The sequence below is a fragment of the Caulifigura coniformis genome (genome assembly GCF_007745175.1).
GTDB lineage: Bacteria > Planctomycetota > Planctomycetia > Planctomycetales > Planctomycetaceae > Caulifigura > Caulifigura coniformis.
Map to the genome: position 1 here is coordinate 345,976 of NZ_CP036271.1, position 17,763 is coordinate 363,738.

General features: G+C 64.0%; 11 protein-coding genes. 6 read left to right on the top strand and 5 right to left on the bottom strand.

Annotated elements, in window-relative coordinates; translation table 11 throughout:
• The first annotated feature begins 208 nt into the window (after positions 1-208).
• Entirely contained in the window at positions 209-574 is a 366-nt protein-coding gene (locus Pan44_RS01425) for a cupin domain-containing protein (protein ID WP_145026555.1), read from the top strand.
• Between the two features lie 191 nt (positions 575-765).
• Positions 766-2,430 carry a hypothetical protein gene (locus Pan44_RS01430; RefSeq protein WP_145026556.1) on the top strand — a complete coding sequence of 555 codons (1,665 nt, stop codon included), beginning with the start codon at positions 766-768 and terminating at the stop codon, positions 2,428-2,430.
• Between the two features lie 13 nt (positions 2,431-2,443).
• Here Pan44_RS01430 and Pan44_RS01435 read toward each other — a convergent pair whose 3' ends face one another.
• On the bottom strand, positions 2,444-3,955 hold the full coding sequence (locus Pan44_RS01435; protein ID WP_197453748.1) for an MATE family efflux transporter: 1,512 nt from the start codon (positions 3,953-3,955) through the stop codon (positions 2,444-2,446).
• A 377-nt stretch (positions 3,956-4,332) separates the two neighbouring features.
• Here Pan44_RS01435 and Pan44_RS01440 point away from each other — a divergent pair, with 377 nt between their 5' ends.
• The gene (locus Pan44_RS01440) at positions 4,333-6,984 is read left to right on the top strand and encodes a zinc-dependent metalloprotease (RefSeq protein WP_197453749.1); all 2,652 of its coding nucleotides are present in this window, start codon (positions 4,333-4,335) and stop codon (positions 6,982-6,984) included.
• 138 nt (positions 6,985-7,122) lie between these two features.
• Here Pan44_RS01440 and Pan44_RS01445 read toward each other — a convergent pair whose 3' ends face one another.
• Positions 7,123-7,740 carry a YMGG-like glycine zipper-containing protein gene (locus Pan44_RS01445; protein ID WP_197453750.1) on the bottom strand — a complete coding sequence of 206 codons (618 nt, stop codon included), beginning with the start codon at positions 7,738-7,740 and terminating at the stop codon, positions 7,123-7,125.
• Between the two features lie 221 nt (positions 7,741-7,961).
• Between Pan44_RS01445 and Pan44_RS01450 the strand changes: the two genes are divergently transcribed.
• Together Pan44_RS01450 and Pan44_RS01455 are read left to right on the top strand one after the other, a co-directional pair.
• Positions 7,962-8,336 (top strand): BlaI/MecI/CopY family transcriptional regulator, encoded by a 375-nt coding sequence (locus tag Pan44_RS01450; protein ID WP_145026559.1) that lies wholly within the window; start codon positions 7,962-7,964, stop codon positions 8,334-8,336.
• Complete coding sequence (locus Pan44_RS01455) at positions 8,336-10,504, top strand: M56 family metallopeptidase (protein ID WP_145026560.1); 2,169 nt, start codon at positions 8,336-8,338, stop codon at positions 10,502-10,504. The genes Pan44_RS01450 and Pan44_RS01455 overlap by 1 nt, the downstream gene beginning before the upstream one ends.
• Before the next feature lie 85 nt (positions 10,505-10,589).
• Here Pan44_RS01455 and Pan44_RS01460 read toward each other — a convergent pair whose 3' ends face one another.
• The 3 genes from Pan44_RS01460 to Pan44_RS01470 form a co-directional block, all read right to left on the bottom strand.
• A complete protein-coding gene (locus tag Pan44_RS01460; RefSeq protein WP_145026561.1) occupies positions 10,590-12,548 on the bottom strand; it encodes a WD40 domain-containing protein in 1,959 nt (652 codons plus the stop codon).
• A 200-nt stretch (positions 12,549-12,748) separates the two neighbouring features.
• A complete protein-coding gene (locus Pan44_RS01465; RefSeq protein ID WP_197453751.1) occupies positions 12,749-13,294 on the bottom strand; it encodes a DUF2314 domain-containing protein in 546 nt (181 codons plus the stop codon).
• Between the two features lie 90 nt (positions 13,295-13,384).
• Entirely contained in the window at positions 13,385-15,802 is a 2,418-nt protein-coding gene (locus Pan44_RS01470) for a DUF1549 domain-containing protein (RefSeq protein WP_145026563.1), read from the bottom strand.
• A 403-nt stretch (positions 15,803-16,205) separates the two neighbouring features.
• Here Pan44_RS01470 and Pan44_RS01475 point away from each other — a divergent pair, with 403 nt between their 5' ends.
• Positions 16,206-17,759, top strand: coding sequence for a hypothetical protein (locus Pan44_RS01475; RefSeq protein ID WP_145026564.1), 1,554 nt, complete (start codon positions 16,206-16,208; stop codon positions 17,757-17,759).
• Positions 17,760-17,763 lie beyond the last annotated feature (4 nt).

Below are 17,763 nucleotides of genomic sequence, written 5' to 3' on the forward strand. Positions count from 1 at the left end.
CGTCAACCTGTCGTCACACACCCCGGCCCGGTCGGCTCCAACGACCCCATGTCCGCACCACCCACGCTCTCCCGATCCCTCCGCTAAACTTCAGCGGGAAAGAGGGCGAGAAGTACAGGACCACCCACACACGCGCCCTCCTCGCTCCCCGGCGTCAAATACCTCCGCAAATCCCCCCGCCCCCCGCCCCCCGCCCCAGACAGCCTCCATGTCCCACAGTCCCGCGCAGGCCGGCTTCGAGTTCGCCGACTTCAACACCATCCCCGGTGTGCCGTGCCCCTGTGGAACCGCCCGCCGAGCGTTCGCGGACGTCGCCGATTTTCCCGGCACGATCCATCTCACGACGATCTCGACCGAGGCGCAGACCCACTACCACAAGCGGCTGACCGAGACCTACGTCATCCTCGAATGCGGCCCGGAGGCGGCCCTGGAACTGGATGGAAAACGGGTCGCCGTCCAACCGGGCGTTTCCGTGATGATCCGTCCGGGGACGAGGCATCGGGCCGTCGGCGAAATGCAGGTGCTCATCGTCTGCCTGCCGAAGTTCGATCCGGCAGACGAATGGTTCGACTGATCGCAGCGCCGACCCGGCCTGCCCAGTCCTCCTGGATTCCGCCTGAAATGGCAGGATCTGCCGAACGGGGGGCCCGCGTCGGCACGCCGGCCCCGTCGCCTTGAGGCTGTTTTTGGCGATGGGGTAGGTTCCGGCTCCTTTCCCCAGGCGGCGTTCGCCGCTGCGTTCAGTTCTTGTCCGGAGGCGCGAGCATGGTGATGCGGCTGATCCTCGCCGCGCTCGCGCTGGGGATCGCGTCCGGCTGCACGTCGGTGTCCGAGACGCCGATCTCACTCGTCGCCCAGAAACCGGCTCTCAATCGCTGGCCATTCAAGCGGACGCCGCCAGCCGCGAAATACCTCGACGACAGGTCGGATAAACACCCGGCTGGCGCCGTCATCCAGCTTCCCCAGAAGCGGGATGAGTTCCTGCAGTCGCTCCCCGCCGACCTGAGAGAGCAGGTCGAGGCGGAACTGGTGGGCGCAAGCGACGAAGAGCGACAACGACTTCTGGCGTACTTCGCGACGGTCGAACCGGCCAAGCTCCCCGCTCTGCTGGAAACCCTCCGTCAGCAACGTTCGGCCTCTCAGGCTGTTGAGGCTCCCAAAGTGGTGACGGCCGCGGCCGAAGGAAAGCCGGTCTTCGAGCGCGATGACGACGCCATCCCCGATCGCCAGGTGGAGCCGGCAACCGCCGAAACCACCGCGACCGGCATCGTCGCACCGCCGATCGCGCGGCCGCGACGCAACCCGCTGATCGAAATTCAGGGAGTCGAGTTCGACGACGCCCCCGAGGAGAAGCTGCCCGAAGTGACCCCAGCGACGAGTTCGTCGCTCGAAGGACAGACAGAGCCCGCACTGGAACCATCCTTCCCGGCGCCGCCGGTGGCTCCGCAACCGACCACCCCGGAACCCGTCATTTCCTCGCCGACGGCTCCCGGTCCGCTGACCAGGCTGAAGGAGTGGACGTCGATCCGCAAGCCGGACCCGGCCACGGCGAATGGCGAGCCCCCCGTGCAGACAGCCCAGGCGCCAACCGATCCGTCCGCACTCTCGCTGCAGGGGCTGAGCCGGCGACTTCGCGGCGCCCCCCCTCCCAGGACGGAAACCGCCAGCCTGCCCGTGGACCCTCTGTTGACGGTCGGGGGATCGCCCCACCTGCAGGAGGGGCTCGAGCGGTTGATCGCCCTCATGGAAGCCGAAACCGCCCGCCTCAAGCCGGGAACGTCGTTCACGGATCGTGAAGAATACGTCCGCCGCCACGCCGAACTCCGGATGCTGTACCTCATGTCGAGGCAGCCCACACTGGCGCTGCAGGCGATCCCGGAGGTCGACCCCGAGACGCAGGAGTTCTGGACCTCGCTGACGTGGTCCTTGTCCAACTACTTCGACAACCAGTCGATCGTCGATCCGGCCGATCGGGCTGCGGCCACGCTTGAGCGGCTTCGCGCGGCGGAGCACTACCTGCAGACCATGGCCCGCCTCGAAATCCGCAGCCTGGAGTTCTGCGACAAGATCGACGGATTCGGCGCGTACCACCCGTTCGAGCAGGATGTGTTCCGGCCGGGGCAGCCCGTCCTTCTGTACGCGGAAGTCCGCAACTTCAAGACCGACGTGACGTCCGCCGGCCGATACCGCACCGCCCTGAAGTCGACGATCGAAATCATCAAGGCCGGCCCCGAGAGCGAACTGATCGAGCGGCGGCAGTTCGAATCGACCGAGGATCAGTCGCGGTCTCCCCGGTCGGATTACTTCCACAGCTACAAGCTCGACCTGCCGCTCCACCTCACGCCCGGCAACTTCACGCTGCGGCTGACGCTGGAGGACGAACTCAGCGGGAAGATCGGCGTCTCGAGCATCGAGTTCGTCGTCCGCTGACGGGCGTTCGTCCTCAGTGCGCCGGCGGAACCTGCTCGATCACAGTCATGTTCTTCCACTTGCCGCTCCGGAACCGCAGCCCGAGTCCGATGCCAAGGGCCGCAATGTTCGCCGTAACGGCCCACCAGCACGCCCACAGCGGCTGTTCGACGTAGCGGACGGCGAGCATCGACGGGATCACCATCAGGAACCACCCGCAGAGGAACGTGTACACCAGCGAGAAGCGGGTATCGCCGGCGCCGCGGATGGCGTTGCCGAAGATCACCGCGAGGGCATCGAACACCGAGTACATGGCGACGAAATAGAGCAGCTTGATGACCACCGGCCGGACTTCCTCGAACGGAGGATGCTCCGCGTGATAGGCCGTCAGTTCCTCCGGACTCATGGCGGCGATCATCTGGGGATCTTCCTGAGTGGCGTAGGGGCCAAGCAGCACGTCGGGCCAGACCATGTAAATCATGGCGAACACGCTGACGTAGGACACCGCCAGGAACAGCGCTCTCCAGGCGCTCTTTTCAGCCAGGTCCTGCCGCTTCTCGCCGATGCGCCGTCCGACGAGGGTGAGAACCGCGGTTCCCAGGCCGAGCATCGGAATGAACGCCAGGGCGTTCAGGTTGAAGGCGAGATTCGTCGCCGCGAGTTCGACGGTCCCGAGCTTCCCGATGAACAGCACGAGCATCAGGTACCCGGCGATATCGACAAGCATCTGGATGCCGTTGGGAAGCCCGAACCGGAGCATGCGCCGGATCAGTTCGCCGTCGAACCGCCTCTGTTCGCGGAAGGGATACTGTTCCGCCTGGTTCACCCGCCGAATCATCCAGGCGAAGGCGATGCAGGCGACGACGTTGGCGGTGACCGTCGCCGCCGCGGCCCCGCGGATGCCCATCTGCGGAATCGGTCCGAATCCGAAAATGAAGATGGCCGCGAGCACCGCGTTCAGGATGCTGACAGCGACGTCCACATACATCACAACGCGGTTCTGTCCGCGGCCACTGAAAAATGTCGAGAGCGTGACGGCCAGCAGCATCGGGGCCGAGCCCCAGCAGAGAACGGAGAAATACTCGATCTCAAGCCGCGTCACTTCAGCGCTGTGGCCCAGGGTGACGAACAGGCGGCTGAGGAACGGGGCGCTCGAGAGGAGGATGATGCCGAAGCCGAGCGCCAGCCAGACCCCCTGCCAGACGGAGGCGGCGACACGTGCCTTCTGCCCGGCGCCGTGGTACTGCGCGATGAACGTGTTGGTGTAGACGGCGACGCCGAGGGGGAAGCCGAGTGCCGTCCAGTGGAACATGCCGGCAGGCATCGCGGCCGCGAGGGCGTTCACGTCGAGCCGAGTCAGCATGATGCGGTCGACCACGTGCATCAGCGAGAGCGACCCGGAACTGACGATCAGCGGGAGCGCGACGCGCAGGAGTTCGCGGATCGATCCCGCATCCGGAGTCTCGGAGGCCGGAGGGGGGATGTCGGGCGTCTGCGGAGGCTCAAAAGCATCCGGCAGATCAACCGGGGTCACCGTCGTCGACATTCGTTCGTCCGTGATGGGCTCACTGGGAAGGGTGGTTCGCGTCCTGCGGAGGGTCGGCGTTCCGTTGTCGCGGGGGTTCAGAGAGCGTCCGGCGCCCCGTTTCGTCGTGCCCAGGCGGCCGTCTGCAACGGGTCTCCGGGTCATTCCGGAGAAGCGGCGTTCCTTTTCATGCTGCCGAAAGGCAACGCCTCCGTAGAATTCCCCGCGGCCATCTTAGGCGCAGCCGGACGACACTGCGACTCCCCGGCAGGTTCGCCAGAAGTCTGGACCGTGAGTTAAGATGTCCAGTATGCGTAATTGAGGAAGTCTGCAGCCGCGGTTTCCATCGGACGATGCAGGTCCGTCATTCTCGCTCATTGTGTTGGAGGTTTCCCTCGATGCGTTGCTCTCTGCCGAGCCTGCTGGCGTCGGCTGCGATCGCGTTGATTGCAGTCCCGGCGTCGGCACAAGAAACATCCAAGACGCCGATGGCCGGCGCCTCGGAGTCGAAGCCCGCCAAGTCGAAATACGAAACCCTCATTGAGGGAAAAACCAAAGTCACCGGCCTGTGGACGCTCTATCACAAAGAGCAGCAGCTCCTGGCCGAGCTGAAGTCCTCGGATCTGAGCAAGGATTACATCGTCCTGCCGTCGATCTCGAAGGGGGTCTCCAGCGGGATGGTCATCGGCGGCATGTCGTGGCAGCCCGATGATGACGACCTCGTCTGGGCCTTCAAGAAGATGGACGAGAAGCTGTTCGTCCTGCGCCGCAACTTCCGGTACAAGGCCGCACCGGGAAGCCCGGAAGCAAAGGCCGTGGAGTTCGCCTATTCCGATTCCGTGATCTACGCGCTGCCGATCCTGACGACCGCGCCCAACGGCTCGATCGTCGTCGATATGACCTCGGTCTTCATGAGCGACGACCTGGGAATCGGCCGCCAGTTGGGACTCGGCTTCCGCCTGGCGAACGACCGCTCGACGTGGGGGAAGGTGAAGTCGTTCCCGAATAACGTCGAACTGGAAGTGGCGGCGGTCTACACCGGAATCGGCATCGGTGGGCCGGAAACGGTTCCGGATTCCCGCGGCGTCCAGGTGGGAGTGCACTACAGCATCAGCCCGCTGCCGGCAGTGGGATCGAGCTATAAGCCGCGCGCGGCGGATGATCGCATCGGTTACTTCCTCACCGCGGTGAAGGACTTCTCCAACCGCACTGATGACGAGCACTTCACGCGGTACATCAACCGGTGGGACCTCAAGAAGAAGGATGCTTCGCTGGACGTTTCGACGCCCGAGAAGTCGATCGAGTTCTACATCGAGAAGACCTGTCCGGTGTTCCTGCGGCCGACCGTGGAAGCAGGCATCCTGGAATGGAACAAGGCCTTCGCGAAGCTCGGATTCTCGAACGCGATCCGCGTTCAGCACGAAGAAGAGTTCGAGAACAGCGCGGGCGTCGAAATCGATCCGGAGGACGTGCGGTACAACTTCTTCCGCTGGATCACGGCCGACGCCGGATTCGCGATGGGGCCGTCGCGCGTCGACCCCCGCACCGGCCAGATCCTGGACGCCGACATCATCTTCGACAACGGCTTCCTCGATTCGTGGAAGTCGCAGTTCGAGACGTTCAACGCCCAGACAGCCGAAGCCTTGCAGCCGAACTGGTCCCCGTTCGACCTCACGGCCCCGACGGGACATCGCCACACCGCGGCGTGCACCTACTGCAAGGATATGCAGCACCAGATGGGCTTCGCCGCGGCGACGTTCCTCGGGCATGGCATCACTCTCGACGGCAAGCTGCCTGAGGAATTCGTTCACCAGGGGCTGAAGGAAGTGGTGATGCACGAGGTCGGGCATACGCTCGGCCTGCGTCATAACTTCAAGGCCAGCTCGTGGAAGTCGCTTGAGGAAATCAACGACCCGGCGAAGAGCAAGTCCGAGCCGACATTCGCCTCGGTGATGGATTACGCTCCGCCGAACATCGTGCCGAAGGGAACTCCGCAGGGGGCGTACTACACGACGACTCTCGGGCCTTATGACATGTGGGCCATCGAGTATGGCTACAAGATCATCAAGGGAGACGAGAAAGCCGAGCTCGCCAAGATCGCTGCGCGGGCCGGTGAGCCGGGACTCGCGTACCTGACCGATGAAGACACGCGCGGGACGATCGACCCCGATCCGCTGTCGAACCGGTTCGACATGGGCAAGGACTCGCTGGCATACCTGCGCCGGCAGCTGAACAACAGCAACGAGCTCCTGCCGCAGGTCGTCGATAAGGCCGTGAAGGACGGCGAAGGGTATCAGCGGGCCACGCAGATGTACGGCCTGTTGTTCCGTGAATACTGGCGGGCGGCCGGTTTCGCCGCACGGTTCCCGGGCGGCGTCTATGTGAGCCGCGAACACAAGGGAGACGCCGGCAAGAACCCTCCGTTCCAGCCGGTCGACCCCCAGGAACAGCGGGACGCGATGGCGCTGATCTCTGAGTTTGCCTTCGCCTCTCCAAAGATCGACGGCCCGAAGCTGAATTACCTCTCCGTCTCGCGGTGGTATCACTGGGGAATGAACCAGGCGACGCGTCTCGACAAGCCGGTGCATGACGAAGTGCTGTCGGCCCAGTCGGCGATCCTGCGCCAGCTCATGAACTCCACCACGCTGCGGCGGATTCTCGACAACGAGTTCAAAGCGCCGTCGGACCAGGATCCTTACACGCTGGCCGAGCACCTGAAGCTGACGGTCGACGGAATCTTCTCCGAGTTCAAGCCGGCCGAGATGGCGGGCGAGTTCACGGCCAAGAAACCGATGATCTCGAGCTTCCGCCGCAACCTGCAGCGGGAAGCGATCCGCACGCTGGCGTCGCTGGTGACGCAGTCCGGCGCCCCCGAGGACGCCCGGACGCTGGCGCGGATGCACCTGCAGTCGCTGAACGACCAGATCAAGTCGCTTCTTGAAGCGAAGGATCTGAAGTTCGACGACTACACCCGCGCGCATCTGCTCGACAGCCGGTCGAAGATCACCCAGGCGCTGGAAGCCAAGGTATCGCTGCCCACGGTGCAGTAACCGATTCGCGGAAAACAGAACGGGTGACCCGCACGGTGTGGGTCACCCGTTTTTTTATCGCGCTGAGAGGAGTGCTCCGGTGGCGTATGCCACGGCCGTCTCGGACCGTGCGATCGCAAGCGGCGGTGTGTTTTGCGTTCAATGCCGGCGGCGACCGCCGCCGTGGAACTCAAAGAATACGCCCGGGGGCGGGGGTGGAGGCCCGACGAACACCGGCGCGGGGTGCACGATCACCGGCGGGCCCGGGACGACGACCGGAGCGGGGCCCACCACCGCAGGGGGCTGTCCGACGCCCGACACCGCCTGCTGCATGGCGACGATCACCCGATCGGAAACGCCGTTGGCCTTGAGGTTGATCAGCGCTTCGGTGCCGAGGTCGAATCGGCCGCCGCGGGTCTGGATCGACGAAATGATGACGTCGTCCCCCATTCCTCCCTGGACCATGCGGACGAGGTCGAAGTTGGTGAGTGCGGCCCGCGCCTGTTGTTCGTAGGCGGCCTGCATGATCGCGTGGTCGCGCTCGTCCCGCAGGTCTTCCGAGTTGCCGATGGTTCCGCCGGCGAGGGCGCCGACAGCCGCGCCGATGAGAGCGCCGCCCGGGGCATGCCCTGAGTTGCTGCCGATCACGGCCCCGGTCAATGCTCCGAGCCCGCCGCCAACCATCGCACCGGACTGGGTGTGGTTCATCGACGGGCAGCCGCTGGCGAGCAGCATCAGCACGGCGGCGGTTGGAAAGTGGTGGCGAGAAGTCTTCACGTCGAAATCCGTTCGCGAGTCATCGCGTCAAGACGCGAGTGTGCGCAGCGCCCTCCAGGCGCGCGGGCGGGAATCTAGCGAAGAAGGTTTCGGGCGCGAACGGCAATTTCTGCCGGAAGGCCCCCAGCGGGATCCGCGTTCGTTCGCCGCTTTCGCACGTTGACTCGCGATTACGTTTGTAGTTGTTTACAGTTGTAATCGGTTGTTTTCGGAGAACAGGGATGGCGGTCGTTTCCATTTCCGATGCCGAGTGGCAGGTGATGAACGTCATCTGGGACCGCCAGCCTCTGGCGGCTCAGGACGTAGTCGCGGCACTCGACGGGTACGCCGAATGGGCCCCGGCCACGATCAAAACCATGCTGCATCGGCTCGTGCGGAAGGAAGTCCTTACATATGAGCCGCAGGGGAACAGGTATGTCTACCGTTCGCGCGTGAAGCGGTCCGACTGCGTCAAGCAGGCTAGCAGGTCGTTTCTTGAACGGGTCTTTGACGGGCAGTCGAGTTCGCTGGTGGCACACTTTCTCCGCAACACGAAGCTGTCTCCCGAAGAGATCGCGAAGTTGCGAACAATCCTCGATGAGCAGGAGGCTCAGTGATGGAACGGCTGGAATCACTTGTGAACTGGTGGATCGATCTCCAGTCTCCGCTGCTGGAACCTCTCGTTTTTGCGGCCGGCTATGCCGCACTGCTCGCCGCGATTGTGCTGGTGATCAACGTCGCCGGCCGGCGATGGCTGACTGTCGGCCAGATGGCCGTTCTCTGGGGGCTCGTTCTGGTTCGACTGGCGCTGCCTGTAGCGCCGGCGCTGTCCTTCAGCCTCGCGTCGCTGTGGAACCGAACAGCGATGGCCGTCGAGCAGCTGACTCACAAAGAGGAGCCGGTCATTCTGCCGGTCACCCGCAACCTCGAGGCCGCGCCCGCTCATGCTCAGGCGGCCCCGGACGTCGAACTGAAGCCTGTCGAGAATGCTTCTCAATCCCGTTCCGCCTCGGCCGAAACGGGCGATCCGTTGTGGATGGCTGTGTTCAGCGGAGCAGTCACTTCGATCCTTGTCGTGTATCCGTTCGTGGCAGTCGCCATCCTGGCGTGGACGGCCTTTGTGCATTGGCGCTTCTGCCGCGTCTTTGCCCGGCAGGCGCCGACACAGGATGAACGGCTCCTGAGGCTGCTCGACGACGCGAAGTCGAAGGCCGGCGTCACCCGCTCAATTCCGTTGTACGTCGTGGCAGATCAGCCCCAGCCATCGATTTGCGGTCTGTGGACTCCGGCGATTCTGCTGCCGACGGCGGCGGCGGAATTGCCCGGTGATCGACTGCAGATGCTGCTCCTCCACGAACTGGCGCACGTCCGTCGCGGCGACGTGGCGATCAACTGGATGCTGGCAGTCCTCAAGGCGGCTCACTGGTGGAACCCAGTGTTCTGGCTGGCGGCCGCGAGGTTTGGCGCGCTCCGCGAACAGGCCTGCGACGCCTTCGCCATCGCGCGGAGCGGAGAGGGTTCGTCACGCGATTATGGCGAGATGCTCCTGCACTTCGCAGCTGCGGTCGCGGATGCTCCGCCCTCGCGGTGGCAGGTGTCGATTCCAGCTTCTCTCATGGGAATCTCGCTCAAGCCGGGACACAGGGGCGTGCAGCGTCGGCTGAATGCGCTTCGCGAGGCGACGCGCAGCCGGAGCCGGCTGCAGCGGCCCGCAGCAGCCGTTCTTGCGGTCGCGCTCGCGGTCGCCGGGTGGTCGGAAGCAAAGGACATCTCCACAAGACCGCAGTTGAATCCCTGGATGCCGCCGTTGACGGTGATGCCAGACTGGAGCACGCTGCCCCATGAACAGGGAAACATCGTCTCCGTCGACCTCGACGTCGCCGATGCACTCCGACGGCATCGGGAAACAGGGCTGACCGCGGAGCAGTCGGAGACGGCGCTGACCTCCATGCTGAATCCTGTCTCGGGACTGGAGGAGTGCCGAATCGAAGGCAGCACCCTGAAGCTGACGGCCCGTCAAAGTGTCGTCGACGACATCGTCCGACAGCTCGAAGTTTGGAAAGAGGCGGGCTTTCGCCAGATCGTCATGGAGTGCCGCATCATCACTGCGGAACAGGACCTCGCGACTCCGATCGGCGTCGGCTGGCAGACGATGGGGCAGGTTCGTCCCTCAAATCCGCTGGTACGGCTGGGGGATCCCGTGCAGCCGTTGTTCGTCGGCGGCTCCGCAGCTACCGAGCATTCCTTCCCTGTCTGTGTCGCAGCGATCAATGACTCGCAATCGCTCCAGTTCGTTCGCGCGGCCCAGAGTGACCGTCTGTCCAACGTCATGTTTGCGCCGAAGGTGACCGTCTTCAACGGTGGGACGGCGCGGACAGAGAATCACATGCGGCAGCCGTTCGTCGTTGGCGTGGAAGAGGAGGGCGACGGCACGCTCAAGCCGACCATTCAAAGCTTTGATGAGGGTCTGACTCTGTTGCTGTGTCCCACAGAGAGCCGCGATCACTCGGAGATGAGGGTGACAGGGCGAATTGAAGCGGCTCACATCGTGGACGTGATGACCGTCGCGGCCCGGACGAAGCGTGGACGTGAAGTCAACGTTCAGGTCCCCCGTGTCAACCGCGTCTGCATCGACGTCGATTCCACTTTGAAAATGAACGAGACGCTGCTGATCGGTTGCCTCCCCTCCTATGAGCGCAAGGGGTTCCAGTACCTGATGGTCACGCCACGCCCGCTGGAGGAAACTGAAGCCCGGCCGCGGACGGTGAGGAAGAAGAAGTCGTGATGCGACAAGGGCCATCGCCACCACGCAAGAAGCCCGGCTTCTCCAAGGAAGCCGGGCTTCTGAGATCGCTCATTCTCCGCGAGTCTTAATTCGCCGCCTGTTGGCCTTCAGCCGGCTTCTGCAGGCCTTCGATCACTTTCTTCAGCCGCTCGGTCTGAGACTTCAGGCCGGTCGCGAGGTCGGCGGCCGACTTAGCCGCGGCCTGGGCAGCGGTGAGTGCCTTCTGCTCGGCTTCATTGGGTTTGGCGGCAGCGGCGAGGGCGTCGGCTTCCGACTTCACCTTGGCGGCGGCCTCGGCGGCGGCCTTCTCGACCTCTCCCGCCTGGGCGACGGCGGTCTGGGCTGGAGCCGTGTTCCGGCTCGCGAGGTCCTTGTCGAGAATCGCCTTCTCGTAGGCCGCACGGGCCGCGATGAGGGCCTGCTCAGCGGCCGCGACGGCCGCCGTCTTCTCCGCAAGGACCTTCTCAGCGGCGGCCTTCGCAGCGGTCGCTTCCTGGGCCTTGGCGGCGACGGCGTTTGCTTCGTCGAGCTTCACCTTGGCGACCGCTTCACGATCGGTGATCGGCTTCGTCACGACTGCGAGCGCGGCGGCCGTTTCAGCAGCGGCCTTCTCGGCCGCGGGGATCAGTTCCTGCACCTTCGCGAGCCGTTCGGCGGCAGGACGCGGGCCCGTCGAGAGCTGCCCCAGTTCCTTGCCGTCGGCCGCACTCCAGACGCGGACGAGCCCGGTCCAGTCGCCGCCGAGCACCCGCTCGGTTTCCGCATCGAAGGCGACCTCGAGACCCAGGTCCGTCATGCCGGCGAACTCGCGAACCTGCTTCCCTTCGGCGTCCCACAGGCGAACCTTGGAATCGCGTCCGGTGGTCACCATCCGGCCATCGCGGATGTAGTCCATCGCGGCGACGCCGCCGTGCGAGCTGGTCGACTTCACCTGCGTGCCATTGTTCATTTCCCACAACCGGATCGTGCCGTCTTCGCTGGCGGTCGCGACGACGTTGCTGTCGGGCCGCCAGGAAATATCGGTGATCGCACCCTGGTGGCCGTTCAGCGGATAGAACTCCTGTCCGCTATGGCTTTCCCAGACGACGACGCCGTTGGAGCGGTCGCCCGAGGCGAGCAGCACGCCATCGGGGCTGAACTCGATGGCGGTGATCCAGTCGGTGTGCTTCTTCTTTTCGTGAACGAGTTCGCCGGTGGCCGTCGAGTAGACGCGGAGCATCTTCTTGGGCCCGCCGAGCGCAATCAGAGTCTGGTCCGGGCTGAGGTCGGCCGCGAGGACGACATCGTATTCATCGCCGACTTCGACTTGCCGCTCGCCCGTCGCGACATCGAACAGGACCACTTTTCCGGACGCTCCGCCGCGTCCGCCACCCGCGAGGAGAACCGAGCCGTTGCGGCTGAACTTCAGGATCTGCGGCTGCCCCTCCGGGAACGGAAGGACGCCCAGCAGTTCGAGAGTGGCCGTGTTCCAGATCGAGATCTGCTGGTGACCCGAAACGGCGGCCAGGGGAGCCCACGGGCTCGTGGTGAGTGCGGTGACGGCGTTGGTCGTCGGGGAGACGTGCAGGGGCTCGCCGAAGAACGTCTGCGGCATGGCGACGGTGGCCGGGCGGGCGTTCGACACCTCGATCTTCGCCATCGCCTTCTGCACTTTGATCTTCGCGACGCTATCTCCCTTTTCGAGAACGCCGCCGAGGATCCACTTCTTGATGACGTCCAGCTCGGCCTGCGGAATCTTGTCCGCATTGGGGGGCATCTTCGGCTCGGACTCGTGCGTAATCACGTTCCAGAGCGTGCTCGCGGAGAGATCGCCGCCGGTCACGATTTCGCCACCCGAGCCACCGGCCATGACGCCGGCGTAATTGTCGAGAGCGATGTCCCCCTTCTTGTCGGTGCTGTTGTGGCAGGTGCCGCAGCGCTGACGGAAGATGATGGCGACGTGGTCGTTGTAGGTGGTCTTTTCCGCAGGTGCCGGCGCATCGGCGGCGAAGGAAGTCTGCGAAAAGGCGGCCGCAGTGAGAGCGGTGAGGAAGAGGCGGGTCACGGACAGTCCTCGGGCGGGAAGAAGCTCGGCTTCTGGAACTGGTGAGTGTTCTCGGGCCGGCGTCCGTGCCGTGGGGACTCTCTTCAGAAGCACAGGCGGGGACCTGCCCGCGGGCAGGCGATCGCCAGTGCTTCAATCAGCGAGGCGGGACATCTTCAGAAGCCCGGCCTCTTCAATGAGGCCGGGCTTCCGGGATTCGACTATTCAAACTTGAACTTGAACTGGTCGTCGAACTTCTTGCGTTCGGCGGCCTGCACGTACTTCCGCTGCACGCGGATGGTATATCCGCCCTGCAGTTTGCCGTCTTCGACATACATCCAGTCGACCACGTCGTCTTCCTTCACCTTGAGGGTTTCACCCATCTTGAGGTGCTTGGCGAGAGCCGGCTGGTTGGCCAGCTTGCCGGTGAAGACGCCTTTCTCGAACTTCAGCTCGTTGAGCCACAGCAGTTCCGCGTCGTCTTTGAGTTCGACGAAGAACTTGATGGCGAACTGTTCCTGGTTCTTCTTCGGGGTCTTCAGGACGGCGAGGAAGTTGTCGAGCTTGTCGACTGCTTCATCCATCGCCTTTTCCATCTCCTCTTCCTGAGGACTCGCTGAAGTTTGCCGGATTTCCGGCTTATGACGCTTGCGGGCATTCTCCGCCTGCAGAGCGTCATCGAGAGTCAGCAGACCGGCGGAACCGGCGACAAACAGCATCATGCCGCCGAGGAAGCCGCGGCGTTCCCCCTTCGTCCAATGTTGCATCAAGACCATCTCCCAAAACCTCCCTGTTCAAGGCGCGTGTGCGTGAGTCCGGTGCTGGAATACCCGGCGGGCCGGATTATCGGCAAAAAGTCAGTGATTGAACAACATCTCTCTGGAGTTGAGCAGTGCCCAGAAGACGTCCTCCAGCGCCTTGTTCGTGTCCGATCCCTCGGCAAACATCGGCGCCAGAGCCGCTTTCTCTTCCTCCGTCGGCTTCCGGACGAGGCACGAAATGTACAGTTGCTCGACGATCTGCATCGGTTCGAGCTTCTGTTCCTTCATCGCTTTCAGAACCCCGCCCCGCTGGATTTTGCCGTTGACGACGTCGCCATTCATGAGGTTCAGGGCCTGTGACAGCGTCGGCTCCATGCGGACTTCGCAGGAACAGGGCGTTTCCCGGGTCGCCCGGCCGAACGTCGTCAGAAAGTAGTCTGAAGTGTTGCCGTCGGCGATTTCGACAGCCCGGGCGCCCAACGGCAGCCCCCGGAACTTGTCCTTCGTGTTCGTCACCTGGCTGACGATGTCGAGCATCGATTCGGCCTTGATGCGGCGGACGTTCTGGTGGGCAAAGTTCCGCTCATCGGTCTGGTTCGACTCGTTCCGCTCTGTCGTCCGCTGGTACGTGCGGGACATGCAGATCTCTTTCACCAGCTGCTTGAAGTTGTAGTTCGACTCCGTGAACCGCTTCGCCAGCTCGGCCAGCAACTCGGGGTTCGACGCCGGGTTCGAGACCCGCACGTCATCGACCGGGTTAATGATGCCCATGCCAAAGAAGTGATCCCACACCCGGTTGGCGAAGTTCTGTGCGAAGAACGGATTCTTCGGCGAAGCCAGCCATTCAGCGAGCACTTCGCGGCGATCCTTCCCTTTGGTGTCGGCCGGCCCGCCGCCGAGGAACACTGGTTCCATGTTCTTGCCGCTGACGGGGTGCTTCACCTCGCCGCCGCCGGAATTGAAGATGATCTGCTCGCGGGGGTCCTCCGCCGTCTTCCGGCCGACCTGCGCGAAGAATGCGGCAAAGTTGTAGTACTCGTCCTGGGTCCAGCGGTCGAACGGATGGTTGTGGCACTGGGCGCACTGGATCCGCATCCCCATGAAGATCTGGGCGGTGTTCTCGGCGATCTTCAGGCGGTCGCGCTCAATCTCGTAGAACGATGCTTCGGGGTTCTTGAAGATGCCGCCGTTTGAGGCGAGCAGCTCTTTCACCATCTGGTCGAGTGGCGTGTTGCTGGCGATCTTCTCGCTGACCCACTGGTGGTACAGCACGATCATCTTGTACGACTTGCGATTGCCGTCCGAACGCAGCATCAGCCACTCGGCCCACTTGGAAACCCACACGTCGGTGAAATCCTTGCGGGCGATCAGTTCGTCGATTTTTGCTTCCCGCTTGTTGGGATTCGCATCGGCCGTGAAGGCCGCGTACTCCTCGCGCGTCGGCAGCAGGCCGACGAGATCGATCGAAATACGGCGCAGGAATTCCTCGTCCGTGCACTGCCCCGAGGGGAGCAGCCGCAGTTTCTTCAGCTTGGCGCTGACGAGTTCATCGATGTAGTTGACGTTGTCCGCCGCGGGCTCGGCGTAGTTGAGCCCCTTGGGGAGGACGATGAACTGCGAGCCGACGGTGTGCGTCGCGAACCGGGCCATGACGAAGGCCTCGCCGCGGGCGCCGGCCTTGACGACCCCTTCCGGTGAGACGGCCGCCGAAGATTCGTTGTTGGTCAGGAACAGGGCGAGGTGCGTGACGTCGCGGTCCGTTCCATCCGAGTAGGTGGCGCGGACGGTCAGCTTCTGCGTTTCGCCTTCGCCGTCCAGAACGGCGTTTTTGGGATAGAGGTCGATCGACGTGCAGGTTGGGATGTCGGCTGGGTCCTGCTGGCATCCGGCGGCGATCCAGTTGACCATGTTCTGGTAGATTTCCGTGCCCGGCTCGATGCGTTTGCCGCCCGTATGCGGGACAGCCCCGACCCCTTTCTCGACGAGCAGGCTCGCGGCCGGCACGGCAAGATCGACCCGCCGGCCGGAAAGCTCGCGGGTGATGCGGTAGTGGTCCCCATCCGGGTCGTAGCCGAACAGCGACAGGCGGAACCCGTCCTTGCCGCGGGCGGCGCCGTGGCAGCTTCCGGAATTACAGCCGGTCTTCATGAACACTGGCATGACGTCCAGCTTGAAGCTGATCGGCTTGGTTTCGGCCGCCTTCTCCACCTTCACCGGGATGACGCATTCCTTCCCTTCGAACGAGACCTTGAGTTCGGTCTGGCCGTCGGCGGCGGCCCAGAAGGTCTGGCCCTCCTGCCGGAGGAGGGCGGCGTTCCCGGCCGCGAAGGTTGCCTTGTCGGCCACGTCGCGGGTGATGCCGTCCGAGTAGATGGCCTGAACGAGAACGGCTTGCCGGTCCTGGCTGCCGGCGAGATTGATCTCCGGCGGAGAGACGCGGAGTTCGACAAGATCGGCGGCGCCGGCGTCCGAAGCAACGAGGGCCAGCGCAATGATCGTCAGTCGCAAGAACATGCGGCGATCCAAAAAGGCGGGGATGTCGAGTGGTGAGACGCCGTGTTGGGGTGGGGGCCCGGCAAGCGCGGGGCTTGACGGGTCGACGCGGCGGGCCGAATCTCAGTACTTATCGGAGTTCAAAGCGTCAGTCGGTTTGTGCAAATGCCGGAGCTTGCGGCCGCTGAAGTCTGGTCTCCATGATCGAGCGCCGGGGAGGCGCCGATGTCGGATACTGTATCAACCACAAAACAGGCCTGACAATGTGTTGGATTCTCCGGAATTCCCCAGAGTGACGCGGGGCCGGAAGCGCGATTGACACGGACGGCGAGGCTGATCCCCGAAATCTGCCTGATTTTCCGCCGGAAAGGCTGTCCGGCGCGGCGGGGCGACGGCAAAACAAACTCCATCCGAAGAGGTCGACATGTTCCGCGGAGTGATCGCTACCCTTGTCACCACCGTCATGGTCGGCGCTGCCAGTGCCCAGGACCTGACCCCGCTCCGTCCCTGGATTCCCGAAGACATCAACGCCCTGGCCGTCGTCCGCGCCGGGGAACTCCTGAAAACCCCCATGGCTGCCCGGGAAAGCTGGCAGCACAGCGGGAGCGAGAACTTCCTCGGAGGCGCGGTCCATCTTCCGCCCGACTGCGAACTGTTCGTCCGCGGAACCCGCTTCCGCGCCGCCTCGGGCGATACCTGGTCGGTGGCGCTCCTGTCGTTCTCCCGGCCCGTCGATATGCAGCGTGTGGCCGAGCAGGAACAATCTTCACTCCAGACCGTCGCCTCAAAGCCGGCCGTCCTCTCCCGTCGCAACAGCTTCTTTGCGGAATTGGGCCCCCAGTTGCTCGGTGTCATCAGCCCGGCCCACCGTCAGGACCTGTCCCGCTGGATCGAACGCAGCGAGAGGAAACACGACACCACGCTCACCCGCTATCTCGATGAGGTGCTGCTCGGGCAGTCAGCCGGAGTCACACTCGCCATCGACCTGACCGACATGTTCGAGCCGGGCCGGCTGCGGGAACGCCTTCCCACGATGGCCGCGATGATCGGTCGCCAGCAGCACGTCGATCAGACCGCCGCCCAGATCATGACGGTCCGTGGCCTGCGCCTGGACATCTACGTCACTGATGAACTCCGCGCCGCCCTGACGCTCGATTTCAAGGAGCCGGTCGGGAACGACCCCAACCTCATGAAGGGCATCCTGCTCGAAGCGATGGATGACATGGGCGTGGGCCTCGACAGCTTCCACGACAGCCAGGCCGTCGCGGACGGCAATGCCGTGCGGATCGCCGCGGCTTTCTCGGCCGAAGACCTCCGGCGGGTGATGACGCTCGTCCTCACTCCGCATCCGGTCCAGGCCCCGCCGTCGACTCCCGTCGCACCGCCCCCGGCGACGGTCAAGACGCCGCCTCCGGCGAGCTCGCCCCCGAGCCCGAACGTCGTTGCCCCCCGCCCGGCGCCGCGCGTGACCACCGACAACAACGCGAAGTACTTCCGCGCGATCGACCAGATCCTCAAGGACCTGACACGGGCCAATCGAAATGCGAATGACTACGCCCGCACCGCCACCTGGCACGACCGGTTTGCCGACAAGATTGCGAACCTCTCGACGATGGCCGTCGATCCGGACCTCATCTCCTATGGAAGCTCGGTCGCCTCAAAGCTGCGATCGCTGGGAGCTTCGCTCCGTGGCGTCGCCGTCGACGTGAATACACTCAACAACGCCGTTGTCTACAACACTAAGGTCAATCCGGGATGGGAGCAGGTCGGCTGGTGGACCTACGGCTATCAGCCCGCCACCTGGGAAACCACGTCCAACCTCGCCACGATCCGCGAACAGCAGGCCGCCGCGATCTCGGCCGGAGCCAAGGACCGCGATTCGATCTGGCAGATGATTAATGACGAGCGCCAGCGAACGATGGACCTGATGACGCGGAAATACGGGTCAACATTCGCGGAGGGGATCCGCGGGAAGTAACCGG